This is a genomic window from Desulfoluna sp., assembly GCF_030145185.1.
Lineage (GTDB): Bacteria > Desulfobacterota > Desulfobacteria > Desulfobacterales > Desulfolunaceae > Desulfoluna.
Window position 1 is genome coordinate 12784 of sequence record NZ_JAQYWB010000033.1, and the last position, 22346, is coordinate 35129.

14 protein-coding genes are annotated in these 22346 nt (G+C 54.2%); 5 read left to right on the top strand and 9 right to left on the bottom strand.

Features of this window, described 5'->3' with window-relative positions:
• Nucleotides 1–11: 11 nt before the first annotated feature.
• The gene (locus Q1Q75_RS12075) at nt 12–1706 is read right to left on the bottom strand and encodes an L-lactate permease (protein ID WP_300670780.1); all 1695 of its coding nucleotides are present in this window, start codon (nt 1704–1706) and stop codon (nt 12–14) included.
• 1154 nt (nt 1707–2860) lie between these two features.
• Between Q1Q75_RS12075 and Q1Q75_RS12080 the strand changes: the two genes are divergently transcribed.
• Together Q1Q75_RS12080 and Q1Q75_RS12085 are read left to right on the top strand one after the other, a co-directional pair.
• Nucleotides 2861–6262, top strand: coding sequence for an ABC transporter substrate binding protein (locus tag Q1Q75_RS12080; protein WP_300670782.1), 3402 nt, complete (start codon nt 2861–2863; stop codon nt 6260–6262).
• Nucleotides 6259–7719, top strand: coding sequence for a sigma-54 dependent transcriptional regulator (locus tag Q1Q75_RS12085; protein ID WP_300670785.1), 1461 nt, complete (start codon nt 6259–6261; stop codon nt 7717–7719). The genes Q1Q75_RS12080 and Q1Q75_RS12085 overlap by 4 nt, the downstream gene beginning before the upstream one ends.
• On the opposite strand, the gene Q1Q75_RS12090 is transcribed toward Q1Q75_RS12085, so the two are convergent.
• Nucleotides 7674–8048, bottom strand: coding sequence for a hypothetical protein (locus Q1Q75_RS12090; protein WP_300670788.1), 375 nt, complete (start codon nt 8046–8048; stop codon nt 7674–7676). The genes Q1Q75_RS12085 and Q1Q75_RS12090 overlap by 46 nt on opposite strands.
• A gap of 229 nt (nt 8049–8277) precedes the next feature.
• Between Q1Q75_RS12090 and Q1Q75_RS12095 the strand changes: the two genes are divergently transcribed.
• Nucleotides 8278–8580, top strand: coding sequence for a Dabb family protein (locus Q1Q75_RS12095; protein ID WP_300670790.1), 303 nt, complete (start codon nt 8278–8280; stop codon nt 8578–8580).
• Nucleotides 8581–8877: 297 nt separating this feature from the next.
• Complete coding sequence (locus Q1Q75_RS12100; RefSeq protein WP_300670793.1) at nt 8878–9147, top strand: hypothetical protein; 270 nt, start codon at nt 8878–8880, stop codon at nt 9145–9147.
• 121 nt (nt 9148–9268) lie between these two features.
• Here the strand turns inward: Q1Q75_RS12100 and nifJ are convergent, their stop codons facing one another.
• The 3 genes from nifJ to Q1Q75_RS12115 form a co-directional block, all read right to left on the bottom strand.
• Complete coding sequence (gene nifJ, locus Q1Q75_RS12105) at nt 9269–12808, bottom strand: pyruvate:ferredoxin (flavodoxin) oxidoreductase (protein ID WP_300670795.1); 3540 nt, start codon at nt 12806–12808, stop codon at nt 9269–9271.
• A 1199-nt stretch (nt 12809–14007) separates the two neighbouring features.
• Nucleotides 14008–16164, bottom strand: coding sequence for an L-lactate dehydrogenase (quinone) large subunit LdhH (ldhH, locus tag Q1Q75_RS12110; RefSeq protein WP_300670798.1), 2157 nt, complete (start codon nt 16162–16164; stop codon nt 14008–14010).
• Entirely contained in the window at nt 16161–16727 is a 567-nt protein-coding gene (locus tag Q1Q75_RS12115) for a lactate utilization protein (protein WP_300670800.1), read from the bottom strand. The genes ldhH and Q1Q75_RS12115 overlap by 4 nt, the downstream gene beginning before the upstream one ends.
• A 703-nt stretch (nt 16728–17430) precedes the next feature.
• Between Q1Q75_RS12115 and Q1Q75_RS12120 the strand changes: the two genes are divergently transcribed.
• Nucleotides 17431–18162, top strand: a complete 732-nt coding sequence (locus Q1Q75_RS12120) for a FadR/GntR family transcriptional regulator (RefSeq protein ID WP_300670802.1) — start codon at nt 17431–17433, stop codon at nt 18160–18162.
• Between the two features lie 21 nt (nt 18163–18183).
• Here the strand turns inward: Q1Q75_RS12120 and Q1Q75_RS12125 are convergent, their stop codons facing one another.
• From Q1Q75_RS12125 to Q1Q75_RS12140, 4 genes are all read right to left on the bottom strand, one after another.
• Nucleotides 18184–19524 carry an ATP-binding protein gene (locus Q1Q75_RS12125; protein WP_300670804.1) on the bottom strand — a complete coding sequence of 447 codons (1341 nt, stop codon included), beginning with the start codon at nt 19522–19524 and terminating at the stop codon, nt 18184–18186.
• A gap of 189 nt (nt 19525–19713) precedes the next feature.
• Nucleotides 19714–20124, bottom strand: coding sequence for a hypothetical protein (locus tag Q1Q75_RS12130; protein ID WP_300670806.1), 411 nt, complete (start codon nt 20122–20124; stop codon nt 19714–19716).
• Nucleotides 20103–20519 carry a hypothetical protein gene (locus Q1Q75_RS12135; RefSeq protein ID WP_300670808.1) on the bottom strand — a complete coding sequence of 139 codons (417 nt, stop codon included), beginning with the start codon at nt 20517–20519 and terminating at the stop codon, nt 20103–20105. The genes Q1Q75_RS12130 and Q1Q75_RS12135 overlap by 22 nt, the downstream gene beginning before the upstream one ends.
• Before the next feature lie 490 nt (nt 20520–21009).
• Entirely contained in the window at nt 21010–21678 is a 669-nt protein-coding gene (locus Q1Q75_RS12140) for a YkgJ family cysteine cluster protein (protein ID WP_300670810.1), read from the bottom strand.
• Nucleotides 21679–22346 lie beyond the last annotated feature (668 nt).

Below are 22346 nucleotides of genomic sequence, written 5' to 3' on the forward strand. Positions count from 1 at the left end.
TACCGCCGGCTTTAAAAGACACCGGGGAACAGCACGTAGCAAAAGATGGTACCGATGGTACCGGCCATGATGCCGTAAAGGACCAGCGGAATCATGGTGCGTCGAATAATGGTGCCTTCCATGCCTACCAGACCGACGGTGGCGGAGACCGCAACCACGTTGTGAACACAAATCATGTTACCCATGGCACCACCGACACCCTGAAGGGCAACAACGATCTCACGGCTGGCACCGATGCTGGCGGCCAGGCCATACTGGAAGTCAGCAAAGAGAAGGTCGGAAACGGTACAGGAACCGGTGATAAAAGAGCCCAGAGCCCCCACATAAGAGGCAAACATCGGCCATGTCTGGCCAGCGATGGCGGCCACGGCTTCTGCCATGGTCAACGGCAGCGACTCATACCCCATCACGTTGTTTCCGGACTGCTTCATAATTTCCACCATGGCCACAGCAAAGAGCATGGCGATGGTGGGGTTTTTCATACGAACGAAACTCTCTTTCCATGCGCCGATTGCTTTTTCCGCAGGGATTTTGTGAAGGCCAATGGTGATAAGGGCCACCAGCATGAAAGGAATCGTGCCGGGAAGGTAAAGGAGTTTGGTGGCGAAGTTAACGCTTTCATACCCCAGGATATGGGGAAAACTGATCACCCACGAGGTGACCCACCCTTTGAAGGGCAGTGAACTCAAGCGGGTAAGGACAAGAATGATCGCGATAAGAACATAGGGCATCCAGGCCATGACCTGGCTCATATGGGGCTTGAGATCTGATTTACCGGGCTCGATTTCGCCGACCCAATCTTTATCCCAGGAGGCACGCTCTCCGAAATCCCAGATCTCTTCAGGCATGAAGAGGCCTTTTTTTGCAGCGGTTACCACGATACCAAGGCTTACAAGGCCACCGATAAGGGAAGGAAACTCAACGCCAACCAGAAAGGCTGTGGCGAGGTAAACAACATCGAAGGTCACGGCGGCGAAGAGGGCAAATTTCCAGGCCCCCAGTCCCTCTTTCCAGCTCTTGTTCTTCCCGAAGTAACGGGTCAGAAAGCAGATCACGAAAACAAGAAGGAAACAGGCGATGATGGCGTGGGTGATGGCAGCCCACTGGCCCACGTTCTTAAGGAACCCGTCAAAGGTGGTGAATCCGGTGGCGATGCTTCCGTCAGCCAGCGCCTTTTCAACAGGGGTCCGCAAGGTTTTAAAACCAAACCAGACGGGGGTACCGACGGCACCAAAGGTCACGGGAACAGAGTTAAAAATCAGACAGACACACACCGCCGCCAAGGCAGGGAAACCCAGTCCCAGAAGCAGAGGAGCCGCGATGGCTGCCGGCGTTCCGAAACCTGCGGCTCCTTCGATGAAGGCACCAAAGGTAAAGGCAATGATAATGGTCTGGATGCGTCGGTCTCGGGAGATCCCCATAAAACCGAAACTGATCGTCTCCATGGCCCCACTCACCTGCATGGTGTACAAGATGATGATGGCACCAAAGACGATGATAAGCACGTTGATGGCACTGCCAAAACCCGCAAGGGTCGACGCGGCAATAAAGCCAACCGGCATTTTCCAGACGGTCATGGCGATGAGGGCACAGACGGCCCAGGCTAAAGGCATCGCCTTCGTGGCGGGCCATTTCATCCCCACCATAAAGACAAGAACGATAGCAATGGGAATAAAGGCAATGAGTGCTAATACTCCTAACGACATATCAAATCCCCCTAACTTTAGATTTGAGTGCGGTGAACCCCGAAAACAAAGGGCATATTTGGTACCTGCTTTCTCTCGCCTGCGTGACCGAGTGGCCTCGATCCGCATGAAATGAGTGAAGGAAGAACCACAAAACGCTGCTTTATCTTGATTACAATTTCCGTGCCTGAACCCTTTCCTTTTTTTTTCACCTTACCCGTCGCGGCTTTAGCCCCTTCTGGCGGTGGAATATCGTCCCGGAGCTGTAACAGTGTTCCTCCGTAAAACGACTATTACACTCCTGAAAAACAAACTGAGCCTTCAGAACACTTGATATACCCGAGGTTAAGAGTTCTAAAAAAAGGACATCGCCGTGAAATCGTGTTCTCCCATAATGAACGAATGGCCCGCCCCCCCTGGAGAGAGACGCCCACCGATACCCACAGAGTAACAGGTTGATTTTAAAGTCATTATACCCAATGCCGCAGCCGTAACGGCAGGGTATTTTTGAGCAGACAAACCAAAAAATCCCGCCCTGTGGGCCCTGGTCTTTTTTTCAGGACACAATCGTTAAAAAAGAGCCCTGCCCTTTTCGCCCACCCAAGGGGGCGTGTCCTGTGAAAAGGAACGCCTCAGAGAGCCACGGAACCGACAAGCATGCTTTCGTCCCCCCCGAACTGTGGTTCAGCAATAAAAGCCCTCGAGCCACGCCTCACGGATGCCTGAAACCATCGTTATGAACCGGCCTGTCCGCTGGCATGAATCTTGATTGGTTGAAACAGAAGAGGAAGAGAAAAAGAGAAAAGGGTCTTCGCGCAGAGTCACCTGGGCAATGACGAGATGCCTGGGGCGTGGCGAAGGAATATTTTTTTTGATAAGCATGCCAGCATAAATTCGTGTAACCTATTTTACAATGCATCTGCTCCATGGGGCCCATCATCTCGCCCCATGCGCCCGGTGCAGGTTTCTTATAGAAAAGGATACGCGCAGGCGTATGGCCTGTTCAGCATGGCGTGGAACCACGCCGAAACCAAGGCCAACACAGCGAATGACGTTCAAGGCAGGACCATTTGATTATAATACATTGATTTATTGAAAAAAGATTTATTTTTTTAATAAGATCGACCGCATGCGTTCCTCCATGCGAGCCGCCTTTTACAAAGGAGAGAAAGGTCATGATTCGCGCGGTTACCCTCTGGCTTGTGGCAACAATGGCTCTTTTCATTGCAGCCACTCCAGCCATGGCCGGAAAAACAAATATTCTAATTTTAAACTCCTATGAAAACGGCTACGCCTGGTCCGACAACATCATGGACGGGATCCGGGCCGTCTTCAAGGAGAGTGGCGTGCCCATTGAACTGCAGATCGAATACATGGACTCCAAACGGTATCGTGGGGAGGCCGTGGAAGAGACCCTGCTCTCCCTTTACCGCCACAAGCTTACCTTTTTCCGTCCTGATATCGTCATCGCCTCAGACAACAACGCCTTCCGCTTTGCCATCGCTCACCGACAAACTCTGTTTCCAGACGTCCCCCTCGTCTTCTGCGGGGTCAACGACTACACCCCCGAGCTGCTCCATGGCGAGACCCAGGTCACCGGTGTGGCGGAATCCGTGGATGTCTCCGGAAACATCAACATCGCCTTGAAGCTTCACCCCACCCGCAACCGGATTGTGGTGATCACCGACTCCTCGGCCACCGGCCGGGCCATCAGCCGACAAATCCAAAAAGGCTACCCGGACAAAAGCCGCAAGCTCCGCATCGACTTCATCAACATGGCCAACCGGGACATCCTTTATCAGACGGTCCGGGCGGCAACGCCGGATACCATCTTCTTTTTTATCCCCCAGTACAGCATCGGGGATGGCACCTTTTACGGCACCGCCGATATCGTTCCGGACCTGGAACGGAACACCCGCGCCCCCATCTACGGTTTCTGGAAATTTCTCGTGGGTGACGGCACCGTGGGAGGCCGTGTCACGAGCGGCCACCTTCATGGGGAGACCGCCGCAAAAATGGCCCTTGAGATCTTAAAGGGCACCCCCATTTCCAACCTGCCCGTCTCCTACGACGCCCAATACCGCTGGCTTTTCGACTACACCCAGCTTCAAAAATTCAGTATTCCCCTGGCCGCCCTCCCCGAAGAGGCCGAAGTGCTCCACATGCCACAGCCCTTCTACCAACTCGACCGCGACCTCTTCTGGGTACTGGCCATCAGCTTTGCCACCCTCACCTTGGCCTTCATCTTCCTGGTCATGAACATCGCCTTACGCTGGCGGGTCGAGGAGGACCTCAAGGATCAGCTCTCCTTTCTCGAGATCTTCATGGAGACGGTCCCCATTCCCATCTATTTTAAGGACATGAACGGCCACTACCAGGGCATAAACCGAGAGTTTGAACGCTGGTTCGGGGTCAACCGGGCGGAGATTATCGGCCACACCGACGATCTCTTTTATCCAAAAAATGTACCCCCCCTCTCCGATGAGAGCGACTCCCACCTAACGGCCGAGAACGGGGTCCGGGTCTACCACTCCCGCATCTTCAAACACGGCAGCGATCATCACCATGTGATCCTGCACAAAGCCACCTACCGCAACGCCAAAAACGAAATCTGCGGGCTGGTGGGGGCCATCCTCGACATCAACGACATGAAACGGGCCCAGTCAGACCTGCAAAAAGCGGAAGAGCGATACCGAAGCATCTTTGAAAATGCCACCAAGGGGATCTTCTTGTCGGATCTCACCGGGCGGATCCTCAACATCAACAACGCCTTTGCTCAAATGCTGGGCTACAGCGACCGACGGGAGGCCCTCACCCATATCGACAAGATTGAAAAGCACTACGGCTCCAGGGAGACCCAGAAACGGTTCCGGGATATGATCCGCATCGGCAAAGATGTGACAGGCCTGGAGATCGAATTTTACAACATCCAGGGGGAAAAACGGTGGGCCTCCCTCAACGCCAGCCTGGTGAGAAACAAACACGGCGAGTTGGAGCACGTGGAGGGCATCGGTGAGGACATCACCCAGAGAAAAATGGCAGAGATTGCCATGGAAGAGTCCAAGAACAAGCTTCAGATCGTCCTCGACAACATCCCCCAGCTTGTCTACTGGCAGGACAACGCCCTCACCTATGTGGGGGGAAACCGCTCCTTCAAGCTCTTCTACGACCTCGACCCCGCTAAAAATGTCAACGTCACCTACACCGACATCATGGCAGAGCCCGAAGATATCCGCACCTCCTGCGAGGTCGACCGCACCGTGGTCCAGTTCGGAAAACCGCGCTACCGAATTCGTCGAAACATCAAAAAAGTTAACGGGAAGGAGGTGTGCCTGGAGATCAACAAGATCCCCTTACGCGATGAAAACGGCAACATCACAGGCATTCTGGGCACGGCCGAGGACATCACCAAAAAGGTCAACCTTGAAAAGCAACTCGTGCAATCCCAGAAGATGGAAGCCCTGGGCACCCTCTCTGGGGGCATCGCCCACGACTTCAACAACATCCTCACCTCCATCATCAACTCCACCGAGCTGGCCTTAGAGGACATCGATCCTCAGGCCATTGCCGCGGAAGACCTCCGGCGGGTGCTTAAGGCCAGCTCACGGGGCAGTGAACTGGTCAACCGGATCCTCGCCTTCAGCCGCCCGTCACGCGAAGAGTTTCAAATCGTCAACGTCACCGACGTGGTGGGAGAGGCCCTCTCCCTCTTCCGGTCCACCATCACGGGCAACATAGAGCTAAACGAAGTGAAGAAGTGTTCCGAGTGTATCTGCCTGGCCGACCCCACCCAATTGCACCAGATCATCATGAACCTGTGCACCAACTCCTTCCATGCCATGAAGAAGGGAGGCGGGTCCATCACCGTCTCCGTGGCCCCGGCCGAAGTGGACGACCACCAGGCCGCTCTGATCACCATCCAGACAGGCGAATACTGCCGGATTACGATCTCGGACAATGGCCCCGGAATTTCTGCCGACGTGATGGACAAAATCTTCGACCCCTTTTTCACCACCAAAGAGAAGGGGGTGGGAACAGGCCTTGGCCTCGCGGTGGTTCATGGTATACTGAAAGGGCATCGCGGAGGGATCCATGTAAGCAGCCTCCCCGGGGTGGAGACCACCTTTGATATCTACCTTCCGAGAACGGAAAAACCAGACACACAAACCGCGCAAGGCGTTCTGCCCCCGGCAGCCGGCAAGGGAACCATTCTTTTTGTAGAAGATGATGAAGAGCAGCGGCAGACGGTTCCCCGAGTCCTGGAACGCCTGGGCTACCATGTCCTGGTGGCCAACGACGCCGCCATGGCCCTTGTCACCGTCACCGAGCAGACAGAGGCCATCGATCTGGTGATCACCGACTTCGACATGCCCGGAGACAACGGATTCGTCCTGGCGACCAAGCTCTGCAACATCGCGCCGGACTGCCCGGTCATCATCGTCTCAGGACGCCAGAAAAGCCTCACCATGGATCGAACAGACAACGTCCAAAGCGTTCTCATTAAGCCGTACAACCGACAAAGCCTGTCGGCAACCATCAACACCGTCCTGCATCGAGTTCCCAAGGAGATCCAATGACCACCACCATCCTCATCATTGACGACGACATCGAGTTTTGTGAAACCATGGAAAGCCTGGTGAGAAGGATGGAGCACCGCTGCTTCACGGCCCACACCCTGAAGGAGGGATCGGACTACCTGGAAGGGCACTCGGTGGATGTGGTCTTCCTTGACGTGCGCCTGCCCGACGGCAACGGACTGACCGCCCTCCCCCTCATCAAAAAAGCCCCGTCCGAACCCGAGGTGATCATCTTAACCGGCCAGGGCGACCCGGATGGGGCAGAGCTGGCCATTCAGGGCGGAGTCTGGGACTACCTGGTCAAGCCCACCTCCATCAAACAGACCCGCCTCAGCCTCTCCCGGGCTCTGAAGTACCGGGAAGAAAAACAGGCCGAAACGCCGGTGGCCCTGAACCTGGACAACATCATCGGGGCCAGCCCTTCCATGAAAAAATGCTTTGACCTCGTGGCCAAAGCCGCGGTCTCCAACTCCCAGGTCCTCATCACCGGTGAAACCGGCACCGGCAAAGAGCTCTTTGCCCGTACCATCCACGAAAACAGCCCCCGCGCTGAAAACAACTTTGTCATCGTGGATTGTGCCTCCCTGACCGAAACCCTCCTGGAGAGCACCCTCTTCGGTCACAGAAAGGGCGCCTTTACCGGTGCGGACGCCGATCGGACCGGCCTGGTGAAAGTGGCCGACGGCGGCACCCTTTTCCTCGATGAGGTTGGGGACATGCCCCTGTCCATCCAGCGCTCTTTCTTGAGGGTGCTCCAGGAGAAACGATTCCGGCCTGTGGGCCAAACCCAGGAGGTGACCAGTAATTTTCGACTCATCGCCGCCACCAACCGAAATCTCGAAGAGATGGTGGAGCAGGGGACCTTCCGAAGGGATCTCCTCTTTCGTCTCTGGGCGATTAACCTGGAGCTGCCCCCCGTACGAAACCGCCAGGGAGACATCAAGCGCCTGGCCATGTTCTTCATCGACCGGCTCTGCGAGGAGTACACCGTCCCCAACAAAGGCTTTGATACCGACTTCTTTGAGACCCTCTCCGCCTACAAATGGCCGGGCAACATCCGGGAGCTCTTCAACGTCCTGGAGATGGCCTTTATCACCTCGGGTCGCACCTGCACCCTCTATGCCATGGACCTGCCCAGCCACATCCGGATCAAGGTGGCCAAGGCCTCCCTCAGACAAGGCACGACCGAGGCCCCGAAATCCTCAGCGCATGCCGAAGACACCGACTCCCCGGTCTCCCGAATTCTGGCTGAAACCGGTGTGGAGGTGACCCACCATTTCGGCAACCGTATCCCGGAAATCAAAGAATTCAAGGGCATCATGGAAGAACAATACTTAAAGGAGCTGATTCGCCATACCGGAGGAAACGCCAAAAAGATCATGCAGATCTCCGGGCTCTCGAAATCCCATTTTTACACGCTCTTAAAAAAGAAGGAGATCTCCATCTCATCGGAATAGGCCCCTGCAGGACCTGAGAAACGCCCCGGCCCGCCGGTCAGCGGGGTACTGAATACCGGACTTTTGGTCCTCTTTTTCATAAAAATGTTCAGCCCCAGAGACCCTTTCCCCTGCAGATCTTCAGGAACCATGCCCCCCAAAACCCTATCTCCGGGCGTGATACACTTTTCTATTGTACATGGCACAATAATTGTATATTTTAAAGGCAACCTGTTAAATTCTCTTTCTCCTGCTGGGTTTAACAGTGTTACACAAAAATACTCCAAAAACTGCGTCTGATATGAGAGTTCCCATTCGGGAACTCTCATATCAATCTCTTTTTCATTCAAAAAAAAGAGCCCCATGACCAGCCGTGCAGCGACCCGCCCTCCCGAGCGATTCGTCATCCAAACGCTGCACATTCCTCCACCTCACACGTTTAACCGGCTGTCATCAATCAGGAAGAAACCGACGGGTTGGGATGTCCCCCCCCATGCGTCACATACATACGGATAAAAAATAACAGATCTTTCGTGGATTCTTTTAAGAAGGGATCCCACTCAGGACACAGGAGGAATGATGCTCAAACATATTGTCATGCTGAAACTCAAAGACGAGGCCAAAGGGGCCAGCGCCGCCGAAAACGCGGTGAAGTTAAAAACCATGTTAGACGCCCTGGTGGGCAAAATTGCCGAAATCCGATCTCTTGAGGTGGGCATCAACCTCTTCTCCAACCGCCAGACCGCTCACCTCTCCCTTTATGCCGAGTTTGACAGCGAAGAGGATCTGAACCGATACGCCAACCACCCGGACCATCAGAGAGTGGTGGCCTTCCTTCAACAGGTGATGGATGAGCGGCGTGTTGTCGATTACCACGCCTGACAGGCAGCTTAGCGCCGGGAGTTCCTGATTCTGAAATCGGGACTCTCCGTCCTCTTCACCCCACACCGAGGAGCCCTCCTCGGTGCCTCCTTTTTTTTCCCGCCCACCATCCACTGAAAAAGCAGACCCCGCAGGGCCTGACCGCCTTTCCGACCTCTCCTATGTTGCGTTGCAACATTTTTTCCTTGACTTAATCTGAGCCTGTATTACATTCTTTAACAGAACAATACAAAGGGTTTATGTTAACACCCTCTTCAGGGTTCATCTTTAAAACACTCTTAATTTCGGAGGTGCAGCATGAATGAAGCCACCAGTTTTATCCGCAAAGCCTATGAATTCAACAAAAGCGGTTTTGAAAATGTGTACAACGCCATGGGGTCTTTTCAGGCGCAAGCGGAGGAAGTCACCTTCCGCCTGTTCAGCGAAAACCCCATCTTCCCCGAGCCAGCCCAAAAAATCGTTAAGAGTGGATTCGACGCCTGCAAACAGGGACGAGACTCTCTGAAGGGCCAGGTCGATAAAAGCCAGAAGGCCTTCGAAGAGTTGCTGACTGCCGCCAACCTCTGATCACCGCAGCGCCTTCCGGACGTTTTTTAAAAACAAAAAGCCGCCCCCCCAAAACTTGGGAAGGCGGCTTTTTTTATTCACGGCACATCTTTAAGGATGCACTTTTTCACATCTTCAACTCTTACTTCTCTTCAGAACCACGCTCAGAGAGGAGTTTGTACATTTCGTACTTTTCCATCATCTCTTTTTCGATCTTGATGCGAAGCTCTTTGGACTCTTCAGGGAAACTCTTTTCCAGTGCGGCGTAACGGTTCTCACCGCCCAGGAACTCCTGAATGGTACCGTTGGGAGCCTTGGACTCAAGGATGAAGGGGTTCTTACCCTGTTCTTTCAAGAGAGGGTTGAACCTGTAAAGAGGCCAGTAACCACACTCAACGGCCAGCTTAGACTCTTCCTGGGTTTTGCCCATTCCTTTCCTGATACCGTGGTTGATGCAGGGTGCATAACCGATCACAAGGGAGGGACCCGGGTAGGCTTCCGCTTCCAAGAAGGCTTTCAGGGCCTGCTGCTTATTGGCACCCATGGAGATGTAGGCCACGTAAACGTAACCATAGCTCATGGCGATGGCGCCCATATCTTTTTTGGCAACCTTCTTACCGGAAGCGGCAAACTTGGCAATGGATCCGGTGGGGGTGGCTTTGGAGCACTGACCGCCGGTGTTGGAGTAGACTTCGGTATCCATGACGAAGATGTTGATGTCTTCCCCGGAGGCCAGGACGTGGTCCACGCCGCCAAAACCGATGTCGTATGCCCAACCGTCACCGCCGAAGACCCAGAAGGACTTTTTGGTGAAGAGATCGGCCTGAGCCGCAATCTCGTCAATCAATTCGTCATCGAGGGGCTCAACAACGAGCAGAGCCTCAAGGGCGCGACCGGCTTTCTTAGACCCTTCAGCGTCGTTCATGTTCTCGAGCCACTCGCCCATAGCCGCTTTGAGCTCTGCAGAGACCTCCAGATCCATGGCAGCAACTACCTGGTTTTTCAGGGCGTTGCGACGATGGCCAATGGCGGACATCTTGCCGTATCCGTATTCCGCAGCATCTTCAAAGAGGGAGTTGCCCCAAGTGGGACCGAAACCGTCTTTGTTCACGCAATAGGGAGAGGAGGGAGCGGAAGAAGCCCAGATAGAAGAGCACCCGGTGGCGTTGGCCACAAACATGCGGTCGCCGAAGAGCTGGGTGATGAGCTTAACGTAGGGAGTCTCACCACAACCGGCGCAGGCACCGGAGAACTCAAGGAGGGGCTGCTGAAGCTGGCTGCCTTTGACGCTGGTCTTGGGCATGACATCGTCCTTGAACTCAACGGTCTCAGCGAACTCCTGGTTGGGGACCTCAGCCACTGTCTGGGAAGCGAGGGGCTTCATCACCAGAGCCGGGGTCTTGGCGGGGCAGATATCGGCACAGTTACCGCAACCGAGGCAATCCAGAGTGTTGACCTGGATACGGAACTTGAACTTGTCTTTGAGCTCTTTGCCCATGGCAGGCAGTGTGATGAAGGTCTCGGGGGCACCTTCCAACTCCTCATCCGTGGCCAAAATAGGCAGAATGGCTGCATGGGGGCAGACAAAGGAGCACTGGTTGCACTGAATACAATTTTCAGGAATCCACTCGGGGACTTCGATGGCCACGCCACGTTTTTCATAGCGGCTGGTGGCAACGGGGAAGATACCATCGGGCTCAAAGGCGCTGACAGGAAGATCATCCCCTTTCTGGGAGAGCATGGGCCTCATCACATCAGTGACAAACTCAGGCTCTTCACCCCGTGTGCATGTCTCAAGCTCAGCCTCTGCCCACGCTGCGGGAACAGTGACCTCAACAAGCTTGTCCATGGCCTGATCAACGGCTTCGATGTTCATGTTGACGATCTTGTCGCCCTTCTTGCCGTAGGTCTTTTTGATGTCAGCCTTAAGATAGGCAATGGCCTCATCAATGGGAAGAACGTTGGCCAGCTTGAAGAAAGCGGTCTGCATGACCATGTTGGTTCGGTTACGAAGGCCAACGGCCCCAGCGATCTTTACGGCATCGATGGTGTAGAACTTGATGTTTTTGGCAGCCAGAACACGCTTCACGCTGCCGGGGAGACGGGTTTCCATCTCATCGGCACCCCAAGAGGAGTTGAGCACAAAGGTGCCGCCCTCTTTGATCCCTTCCAACACATCATACTGTTTCACATAGGCAGGCACGTGGCAGCCCACGTAGTCAGGCGCGGTGACCAGATAGGTGGATCGGATGGCGCTGTCACCAAAACGCAGGTGAGACACGGTGATGCCGCCGGACTTCTTGGAGTCGTAGGAGAAATACCCCTGGGCATATTTTTCAGTGTTGTCACCGATGATCTTAATGGCACTCTTGTTGGCACCCACCGTTCCGTCGGATCCGAGGCCCCAGAATTTGGCCTGTACGGTCCCTTCGGTGTCGGGGTGAATCTCATCCACCACATCAAGGGAATGATAAGAAACATCATCTTTGATGCCCACGGTAAAGTGATTCTTGGGTGAGGTGGCCATCATGTTGTCATAAACGGCCTTCACCATGGAGGGGGTGAACTCCTTGGAACCGAGACCGTAACGACCGGCAGTGATCTGGGGAGCCAGAACGTTGCTCTCCATAAACGCGGTGCAGATGTCAGTGTACAAAGGATCACCCAAGGCGCCACGCTCTTTGGTGCGGTCAAGAACGGTGATGCGGTCGCAGGTGGCAGGCAGCACGTTGAGGAAGGCTTCGGCGTTGAAGGGGCGATAGAGACGGACCTTGATCAGGCCAATGCGCTCACCCTGTGCCATGAGGTACTCAATGGTCTCTTCGATGGCTTCGCAGGAAGAACCCATCGCCACGATGACACGCTCGGCTTCGGGGTGGCCCACATAATCAAAGGGACGGTACCTTCGACCTGTGACTTCATACACTTTGTCCATGTAATCGGCGACGATGGAGGGGATCGCTTCGTAGTAGAGGTTGGCCGCTTCACACCCCTGGAAATAGATATCGGGGTTCTGAGCGGTGCCTCGAATTTCAGGGTGCTCGGGGTTCATGGCGTTGGCCTTGAACTCGCGCACAGCGTCCATGTCTACCATCTCTTTGATGGCATCGTATTCCAGAACGTCAATCTTCTGAATTTCATGGGAGGTACGGAAACCGTCGAAGAAGTGCAGGAAGGGCACACGGCCTTCGAGGGTGGCCAGATGAGCCACCAGAGCCATGTCATGGGCTTCCTGAACAGAGTTGGAGCAGAGCATGGCAAACCCGGTCTGACGGGTGGCCATAACGTCCTGGTGATCGCCGAAAATAGAGAGTGCGTGGGAGGCGATGGCACGGGCTGTCACATGAAAGACGCAGGGGAGAAGCTCACCGGCGATCTTGTACATGTTGGGGATCATCAGCAGGAGGCCCTGGGATGCAGTGAAGGTGCTGGTCAAAGCGCCTGCCACGATGGCACCGTGAAGGGCACCGGCCGCGCCAGCTTCTGACTGCATCTCCTTGATGGTGAGGACATCTCCGAATACGTTTTTTTTACCGGCGGCAGCCCACACATCGGCGGCTTCCCCGATGGGGGTAGAGGGGGTGATCGGATAAAGAGCCGCCACGTCACTCAGGGCATACGCCACATGAGCTGCAGCCGTGTTACCGTCGATGGTCTTTTTAAACTGTTTGCTTTGTTTCACAAGAAGACTCCCTTGTCTTTGTTTGTTCTCATGCAGCAGACCTGGCTGGTGCGGTCCGCCTGCTGCACCGCCCCTATAAATAGGGACGGACGGATGCACTGCTTCATTATATAAAACCCCGTCTGTGTTTACGCACACGAGGTGTGTTGCCTGTGGTCACATCAGATGCCGGACATTGGGCCGTAGGCCCGCCTGATGGCACCCAAGATATTGGCCAAAAGCCTTTTAAAAACAGGCCTTTGGTTAAAAATCATGCGATAAGAAGTCGAAAACCACCCCCACGAAGTGGAATTTTTTTTATAAGGAAAGAAGGTGAAAAATGTTCTGGTGTTTTGGAATTACATCCCGCGGGGGCGATTTGCGACAACCCGGGAAACATACAAAAGTCGTGCCATAATTTCAAGCAAACAAAGCTTACCTGCTGAACTCCCCTGATCAATCACGGAAAACAGGGCAAAGGCAACCTTCTGTAAAGACTATGATGAAGAGAGGTTAGGGTCGCAAGGCAGAATATCCTGCGCCCGGAATGAAAGAAGAGTCATCATAAAGTAGACGGCCCCCCATCCCTTTAGGGGCCGGGTTGGTCACTCAAGAGGGAACGGTTGTCCGACATAAACACCCGTTCGTTCACAACCTCGGGGTATGCATCATGGACAGGACTCCAACGCCCAACATCCGGTGAACAACCAGGCAGCGAATGATCCACAGGTGCTTGCCACCAGAGGCTTTATCGTGCATTCGCGTCACCAGCCGCTGTGTCAACGGCAAAAAAATTCCGCGAATATAACCAATATGTTAATGAAGCATCCCTCTTTTTTAACACCTTTCATGCGCAACGAAAAGTCCGAATTTCAGAACTGGAAGTATGGAAAAAAGGAATCCAGGGTTACCGCGAGGGGAAGGTGCCCTATTGGGCTGCCTTTCACCTTCCATCCACGAACCAAAAAATAAAAAACCCGCCCCGGTGACACCATAATCCTGTGGGAGGGGGCTATGGAAATCAACACCGGAGCGGGCCGAATCGGGTCATGAACTAAAGGCTCGACAGCCAACGCCGGGGCACCGGCAAAAACAGGTGCGGGCGTGGCCATGAAGCCGTTACGCTTTGCCCCCAGAAGACAGAGGAGACAAAACGTAACGGGCAACCGGTTTTCAAGGTGTTTGAAACGAGGAGGACGTTTCCGTCGAAGGCACCTTTTTTATTTCTTTTCTTCCAGGAGCACCTCGGCCATGTGCTTGACGGTGACGTTCATACCACGCGCCTTGATGCCGCCTTTAAGCTGAAGTGTGCACCCTGGGCAGTCGGTAACCAGGGTGGTGGCACCGGTGGCCGAAACGTTATCGAGCTTATGGTCCAGCATGGTTTTGGAAATCATGGGGAAATCCACGGAGAAGGAACCGGAAAATCCGCAGCAGACCTGGCTCTCATCACACGCCTTGAAATCCACACCCGCCTTCTCCAGAAGGGCCATGGGGGCTTCTTCAACGCCCAGGCCACGGATCAGGTGGCAGGGGTAATGATAGGTCACCTTGCGTCCGAGGTTCATGAAATCCTCGGCCTTCACCTTCACCACGTCATTCATAAAGGAGCTGAAGTCGATGAGCTTGTCGGCCATGGCCTGGACATCGGCGGGCACTGCACCCTTCTTGGTCAGGAGCTTCGGAAAGTTCTCCTTGATGTGGGAGCCGCAGGAGGCACAGAGGGTGACGATGTAATCATAATCCCCGGATTTAAAGGCCTTCACGTTTTGAAGGGCGATCTCCTTGGCCGTATCCATCTGGGCCATCATCATGGTGGGCAGGCCGCAGCAGGTCTGATCCATGGGGTAATCCACGGAGATGTTGTACGCCTCGCAGAGCTTGGCAAAGGCTTTTCCGTGCTCGGGATAGATAAAATCCCCGGCGCACCCACCGAAAAGAGCCACTTTAATTTTGGGATTCTTCACCTTGGGCTTCACATATTTCCAGTCATCACGCAAAGAACGATCGGCAATGGCAGGAAGACGCCGAAAGTTGTGCTCTCCCATCAGGAAGGTGGGCAGGTGCCGGATATACGGCCCATCGGTGGCCGGTCCCTGCATCTTGGAGGCGGTTTTCAAGGCGGTGTGAAAGAGCCGGCGGTTTTTCAGGAGCATGGAGGTCATGCGGGTTTTAAAGGGTTTCCCCCCATCTTCATCCTGAATCTTGGCGTAGACGTTCTTAATCAGGAAGGGCAGATCGATCTTGGACGGGCAGACCGCTTTGCAGGACTGGCAGTTGAGACAGCACTTCACGATCTCCCGAGCCTTCTCCTTGCCGTGGAAGAAGGGGGTCAAGATGAGACCGATGGCCCCGATGTAGACGTGGCCGAAGGTATGCCCGCCCACCATGCGGTAGATGGGGCACACGTTGGCGCAGGCGCCGCATCGAATGCACCGGAGGGCCTGAGAAAAAATCGGGTCTTTGGCAAGTTCCAGGCGCCCGTTGTCGATAAACACCATGTGCTGGATTTTTTTCTCTTCAGGGGCCGTGGCACACTCGTTGGTGCCCTTGATCCAGGTGACATACGAGGTCAGGGCTTGCCCCGTCGCGTTTCTGGGAAGAATTTTGAGAATCTTGACCGCCGAGGAATAATCCTGAACCAGCTTGTCAAAGCCCATCAGGGCCACATGCACCCGGGGCAGGGTGGTGGTCAGGCGGGCGTTGCCTTCGTTGGTCACCAGGCCGATTACACCGGAGTCGGCGATGGCGAAGTTGCAGCCGGAGATGCCCATGTCCGCCCCGATAAACTTGGGACGCAGCTCTTTTCGAGCCACCTTCACCAGCCCCTCAATATTTTCGGGGTCCTGCTTCTTGGCGGTCACATCGGAGAAGAGATCACCCACCTGATACCGTGAAAGGTGGATGGCGGGCATGACCATGTGAGACGGCCCTTCATGCCGCATCTGAATAATCCACTCCCCGAGGTCGGTCTCCACCACCTCGTACCCATCCTTTTCCAGGTGGTCGTTCAAAAAGGTCTCTTCGGCCGTCATGGACTTGGACTTGACGATGCTCTTGACCTGGTTCTCTTTAGCGATCTGAGCGATGATGCAGTTGGCTTCCTCGGCATCCCTGGCCACATGGACAATGCTCCCGGCGGCCTCGGCGTTCTTTTTAAACTCGTCAAAAAGTTCGGAGAGGTTGGGAATCCCCGCATCTTTCATGCAGGCCACATCCTCGCGCATCCCCTCTAAGTCAAGATCGGCAAAGACATTTCCACGAGACTGACGGTACGACGTAAAAAAATTGTTGAGGGTCTTTCGAAGAAAGTCTTTTTCCAGAGAGGTCTTGATCTGCTTTTTAAAGGCCTTGTCTGTTTCAGGGGTCTCAATCATTTCTCACCTCCATCAAGATTTTCCGCCAATAAAATGTGCAGTCTTTCAGGCCCGTGCACCCCAATGGTGAGGATCCGCTCGATGTCTGCCGTCCGGCTGGGACCGGTGATAAACGCCACGTAGCCCGCACCGTTTTTGAAATGATCGGTCATGTAGCCTTCCAGTTCATCCATGGAAGGGACCACCTTGTCGGTGGGGAGGACAGCCACGTGGGTTTCGCTGAGCATGGTGGCCAGACGAAGTTCCTCAGAGTTGGAGTTAAGCACCAGGGTGCCGGTGTCGGCAATGCCCCTGTCGGCCCAGGTAAAGGCCGTGTGAATCCGGGTCATCTTATCGCGCAGGGGCGAGTCCAGAAGGGTAATGCCCTTCTCACCGCACGCCTTGCCCAAGGCTTCCCGAGCCGCATCGTCCATGCCCGGAGCCGCCAACGTGGTGCCACCCTCTTCCGCTGTCAAATTGACCGCGTACGCAATCGCCTCTTCAAGGGTTGCTGCCGACGAAACAACCGCCGCCGCCTTTTCAGCCCTCGCTCTCATGGATTCAATTATCTCACCCTGACTCACTTCGCCCTCCTTCTTCTCGATGGCACCGCCCCCCCGTTACCCGTCCCGCAGGCTGTTCTATCTGCGAGGCGACCGGGGTTCCGGCCTGTTACGTGCTCATCCGCATTGCCGCCTGATACACAGCACGCCCCCCCTCCAGCATCCTGACTGCTAACAGCCATAGGGGCATGATGCACGAAGCCGTCATATAAACAGCGTTCGTCTCACAGGCATCGTCATTGATGGCATGGCATCCTCCCAACCCCCCGGATGAACAAAAAAATCTCTTTTGAACCCACTCGGCGGCCTGGGGTTGCCCACGAATCGTCATTGGTACAACCACAAATTGGTCGTACCAATATGGAACATAGGGGGGCATCGTGTCAAGAAAAAAGCGAGAACTCCCAAGGAATACAACTCCATACCCTTGAAAACCGGTCATCTTTTGCGTTGATTTTTTTCAAAGAAGCCCCTACACTCAAGCGCTTGGACCGGAGCGGAGGCCTCAATTCCCCTCCCTGTCCAGATCAACTGAAACATGGTACAACCATTTCAGCCAGTCAGAAAAATAGATCGCGAATGCTCGCCTGACGGCCCGAGGTGATAAAACTTGAGACGCATTCGCAACCCCGCTTTCAAGGTGTTTTCTGGCCTAACGTGGCTTTACCACCCTTGCCACCGGAGGCCTTTTTTCGATCTTCAATCAAGCAAAGGACCCGACCCCATGAACAGCCACCTGGCCCCCATCAAACCCAAACGCATCGCCGACCAGGTCTTTGAACAGCTCCGTGATCTTATTTTCAGGGGGGAGTTAAAACCCGGGGACAAGATCATGCCCGAACGGGAGCTCATGAAAGAGCTGGGGGTCAGCCGCAACTCGGTGCGGGAAGCCTTGAATAAACTCGCGGCCATGGGTCTCGTGGACCAGCGGCAGGGCCAGGGCACCTTCGTCCGGGAACTCGGCTCGGTCAAAGACAACCCCATCATGGACTTGATGTCCTCTCACAACGCCACCATCACCGATCTCCTCGAGGTGCGCATGGGCCTGGAGTGCAACGGTGCCGCCCTGGCCGCCGAAAAAGCGACCTTAGATGACATCCGCATCATGGAAAAAAGCATCGCCACCATGGAAGAGGCCATTCGGGAAGGCCGGGTGGGCACCGACGAAGACGCCCACTTCCACATGGCCATCGCCCACGCCACAAGAAATCCCCTCCAGGTCCACATGATGAAATACTTCCACGATTTTATCTTTTACGGCATCAACGAAAGCCTCAAACGCTTCTTCGACATGCCCGACCGCACCGAAGAGATCCTCGCCCAACACCGCCAGATCCTCGACGCCATCGCAAAACGAAGCAGCGGCAACGCCTACGCCGCCATGGCCGAGCATATTCTCTATATTAAAAATTTCTTTGAAAACACACGGGAAGGCAACCTGCCGGCGATGAAGTAAGTTCGCAAGCACACCCTGAACTCATGCCATAATTTCCCAACGGCCACCCTTTTTAGGGCCTGTGAAACGCAATCTGTCCTCTTTGGCCAATTTAGAACTGGCCCGCTCAACGGCTCGCAAGGATTTTCCAATGGCTAAAGCCACATCAGAAAGGGAATCACCCGGGTGCCTCCGCAAATGCTCAAGGATCAATTCAGGTGTTTTTACCGGCGTTTCTACCGGCGTTTCTACCGGCGTTTCTACCGGCGTTTCTACTTCTGTCTGAGAAAAATAGAAATCCACCCACAACCCGCCGTGTTCATACCGCAACACCGCTGGTGGAACCCCCGCCTCATGACAGACGTCTATCATCCTCTCAATCCCACGCCCCCAGGCCTCGATCATGCCCGCCCGAAAAAAAGCGTTGGCAATATCGGGGTTAAAGGGCTGTGACGGGTGCTTGGCCAAAAGCTTCTCCACAGTCCAATCTCCCGGCAACACCCCTGGATTCCAGATCATCAACTTATCTGCATAGACACTGATCTGAATGGGAACACAGCTGGCGTAATCCTTATGAACCACAGCGTTCAAAACCGCCTCCCGCAAAGCCGCCTCCGGTACAGGAAACGTCTCCAGCCGCTGGAGCCCCTCATAACTAACCCCCGCCGCAAGGTATTTCGTCAAAAGAAGGTCCACCACTTTTTCCACCTGGTTGAACAGATCCCCGTGTACCTCATCGTGATACAACAGGTCCGCATCGGTCCTGAAAAACCCGATCTTCACAAACGCCCCGGTCACAAACCGCTCCGGATCCGGATGAAAAAGCAATGCAGCTGCCCGCTTCAAATACTGCCTGTCCATCAGATGCAGCTTATCCAAAAGCCCCGCGTCCCCCTCCCCGGCAATGGCCTCCGAAAGACGCGTACTCTTAAGCGCTTGGGCACGAAAATGTGAAATCACCTTCTCGTCAAGATCGCACACTCCCACATGAAGCACCGGCACCCCGTCCCAATGCACCCCCCGCTTTTTCAGCAGAAATCTCTCCAGGGCGACTCCTTTGAGCTCCTGCCGTGTGCTGCCGCTCCTGTAATAATATGCCCCCTTGTAGCTCACCGGTGTCGGATACGGCTCCACCACAATCTCCAAGTACTCGACGTCTGCCTCTTCTTTGAGGTTCACATCCACCAAAATGCCCAACACATCCCGCACCTTATTTGGAATATCCTCCAGCAATTTTTTGGCATTCGAAAGCCCCACCACCTCGCCTTTATCATTCCGGCCAATCACCAACACCCCACCCTCCGCGTTGGCAAACCCCGAAAGCCACTTCAGGTACTCATCCCTCCAAGAGGCCTTCCACTCCATGTGCTGGGATTCTTTCATGGAAAATCTCCTTCGGTTGAATTCATACCACTACTTGAATAAACCAAATCACCCTGAACACATATAGGTCATCCTTTAATCGAATGAACAATTGCCCAAAAACAAAAAATCCCCACCCCTGATTTGCACCAGGCGCCGGGATCCCAAAGATTCCATTCGGCCAGATATATTCAGAGCCATTGCCGCCCCTCAATCAATATTCATACGATAAACATACACATCGTCGATAAACATCCCCTGCACCGTATTCCGGGAAAACCGAAGGCCGGAAATCCCCGGCCCCGTGGAGACGGCATGCTTCAGCACCTGAACGATGGAGGCGGAGGTATCGGTCACTTCGGTATCCTCCAGGGCCACCACCGACTCGGTCTCGCCCGCCTCCTTGTTGGCATCCAGGATACGCTTGTAATATTTCCGCGGCCCATCGAACTCAACTTTTTGTGACGCAATCATCAAACGCCAGGACCTATTTTCGGAGGAATAGAACCAGAAAGCTGCGGCAACATCGGCGGCTGTGTCATCCAGCCTCTGGACCAACCTGGCACCGGCGGCCATCATCTGTTCTGTAAGATTCTCTATCACCAATATGTCTTCACCCATGGCAAAACTCCTGACTCTACGTTGGTCATTGCATGATACATATCTTCAGCCCTCGCTCTCCCCACACTCCGGTCATACCGTGCCGTCTCAGACCAGTCTTTAACAATCGTCCAGTTCAAATGAAACATCTCATCGGTCGAGGCGCGTTGGTTCAGTTTTTGTTTCAACCCGGCAACGCCGATCAAGTCGGTCAGCCTGTGGGTATGTGATGCATTGGCAAGTTGTTTGTCCGGAAAGTCATTTTCTTTCACCTGCATGGCAACACACGCCTTAATAGCACACTCCAGCGCGTAGCCGGCAAGATAGTATGCCCCTGCATAACAGTTGCCGTGAAGTAGAACCTCCGCGTCCCGGATACGAAGTTCAACAAGAGTCTCAAGATCAATTTTATTCATCGCGGATATCAGCCTCATCGTTTCGGCAGCGAAATAATAACGCCCATTTATTCAAATTGATATGATTATACCCATACCCACATGATGCTTGCAACGACGCTTCGGTTGTGACGTCAACTTCACCCCAAATAGCTACCATATAAAGCGAAACAACAGCCGGCAAAAAAACACAAACGCTTTTACCGTAAATTTAACCACGGACACAGCCCCTGCCCGCCGACTCCCAGATTAAAGCCGCTGGTAACTATTCAGCGCCAAAAAAAGCCGCCGGAGTTATTCCGGTTAAAGTCAACGGCTGAGTTGGATTCTGAACACCTACAGCTCATGCCCTTGCGACGCACTGTGCGTTTCCTCGCACTTCACGCGAATGCGGATGCGAGGTACTGAGAGTTCCGACAACGATAGAGCATTCGCAAACTCGCTTTCAAGGTGGCACACCTTGCCGCCGGAGGCTTCTTTTGGGCACTTTAACCATAGAAGGCATGCTTTTTCACCCGGCCCGCTCTTTTTCCACCATCTGTCTCACCCCGGTGCAGTCGGTCATGAATCCGTGTTTTTTAGTGGCGGGGTATTCGCGGCAGATGGCGGGTTTGATGTCATGGATGGTGCAGAGGCATTTCCCCTTTTCAAAGCGGAGAAAGGGGCAGGACTCTTCGGGCTCACCGGTCTCGGGGTGGACCCAGATGGTGTAGCCTCCGTCCTCTTTGTCTTTGCCGACCCAGGCAAGGATATCGTGGCGGCCTGCCTGTTCCCACAGGGCAACATCCTCTGCGGTCAAGGCCCGGCTGTAATCCAGGTTGGTGCAGCACTGGCCGCATTGGATACATGAAAAATCATGAAGCCCGGTGGCAAGGCCTACGCCCTCGTCTCCGTCCGGCCCCACGGCTTTTCGGACATGCCCCCAAAACATGATGGAGAAAGAGCCGCAGAGGACCTCTTCGGTGACGGTGGGGCTGTTCAGGAACTCTTGAACCAGGGAGACAACCTTATCGATGCTTGGTTCATCTACGCTTGCCACCTCCCGAAAACGGTCGGGCCACCCGCCCCCGGCGAGTTCAGCCACCTCGATTAAGTCCTCTTTCTGGACCCCGTAATGCTCCAGATCCATACATACGGCATTTTTGGCTTCTTCCATGGTCAAAAAGATCTCGGCGTCCATCCTCTTCCCCTTTCGCGCGGACGATGGCTCCGCGACGCAGTCAACGGCAAGGTGGACCGCACCTTAAAGGCAAGCCGATGCGGTTGTATGTGCCTAAAAAACAGGCATTTCCTGCCATTGAAGCACCGGCCTTCGAGCATGTCAAACCAATTCGCGAACATGATCATTGGTTATACATTTGATTTTATAGCTTAATTAAGGCATGCCGCTTCAGTTCTTTTCAAAGTCAGCTCAACAGAGGCACCGCTTACCCGCCACGACCGCACAAAAACACCGAACCCCTTGCCCTCAGGCCTTCCGCGGGGTTAACTCGCTGTTATAACCTTGTTTTTTACTGCCAACTTTGACTGATCTTGAATCGTTTTTTAAGGAGGGATAGACTGATTTTAAGATGAAATTGAGACGAAATTTGATAAAGATTACCACCGAACTTTAACACCATTCATGTAACCGTGGGCAGGGTAAAGGTCCGAAAGGTTAACGTTTAAAAAAGGGAGTTCCGGTGGTATACCGGGGATATTCCTATCTTCCCCAAGGGTGGCCTCAATGCAGGGTCACCCTTTTTTTTGCCCATCTGCTTGCGACCCACAACGCAACCCCTCACCCTCCACGCGAATGCGGACGCATTTCAGCCCGGAATGATGACACCCAAAGGGCATTCGCAAACC

What these genes read in the sequence shown, in the direction of transcription:
- Q1Q75_RS12120 (WP_300670802.1), top strand. Translation starts at nt 17,431, where the DNA reads ATGAACAGCCACCTGGCCCCCATCAAACCCAAACGCATCGCCGACCAG.
- ldhH (WP_300670798.1), bottom strand. Translation starts at nt 16,164, where the DNA reads ATGATTGAGACCCCTGAAACAGACAAGGCCTTTAAAAAGCAGATCAAG.
- Q1Q75_RS12125 (WP_300670804.1), bottom strand. Translation starts at nt 19,524, where the DNA reads ATGAAAGAATCCCAGCACATGGAGTGGAAGGCCTCTTGGAGGGATGAG.
- Q1Q75_RS12095 (WP_300670790.1), top strand. Translation starts at nt 8,278, where the DNA reads ATGCTCAAACATATTGTCATGCTGAAACTCAAAGACGAGGCCAAAGGG.
- Q1Q75_RS12085 (WP_300670785.1), top strand. Translation starts at nt 6,259, where the DNA reads ATGACCACCACCATCCTCATCATTGACGACGACATCGAGTTTTGTGAA.
- Q1Q75_RS12080 (WP_300670782.1), top strand. Translation starts at nt 2,861, where the DNA reads ATGATTCGCGCGGTTACCCTCTGGCTTGTGGCAACAATGGCTCTTTTC.
- Q1Q75_RS12140 (WP_300670810.1), bottom strand. Translation starts at nt 21,678, where the DNA reads ATGGACGCCGAGATCTTTTTGACCATGGAAGAAGCCAAAAATGCCGTA.
- Q1Q75_RS12130 (WP_300670806.1), bottom strand. Translation starts at nt 20,124, where the DNA reads ATGGGTGAAGACATATTGGTGATAGAGAATCTTACAGAACAGATGATG.
- Q1Q75_RS12100 (WP_300670793.1), top strand. Translation starts at nt 8,878, where the DNA reads ATGAATGAAGCCACCAGTTTTATCCGCAAAGCCTATGAATTCAACAAA.
- Q1Q75_RS12075 (WP_300670780.1), bottom strand. Translation starts at nt 1,706, where the DNA reads ATGTCGTTAGGAGTATTAGCACTCATTGCCTTTATTCCCATTGCTATC.
- Q1Q75_RS12135 (WP_300670808.1), bottom strand. Translation starts at nt 20,519, where the DNA reads ATGAATAAAATTGATCTTGAGACTCTTGTTGAACTTCGTATCCGGGAC.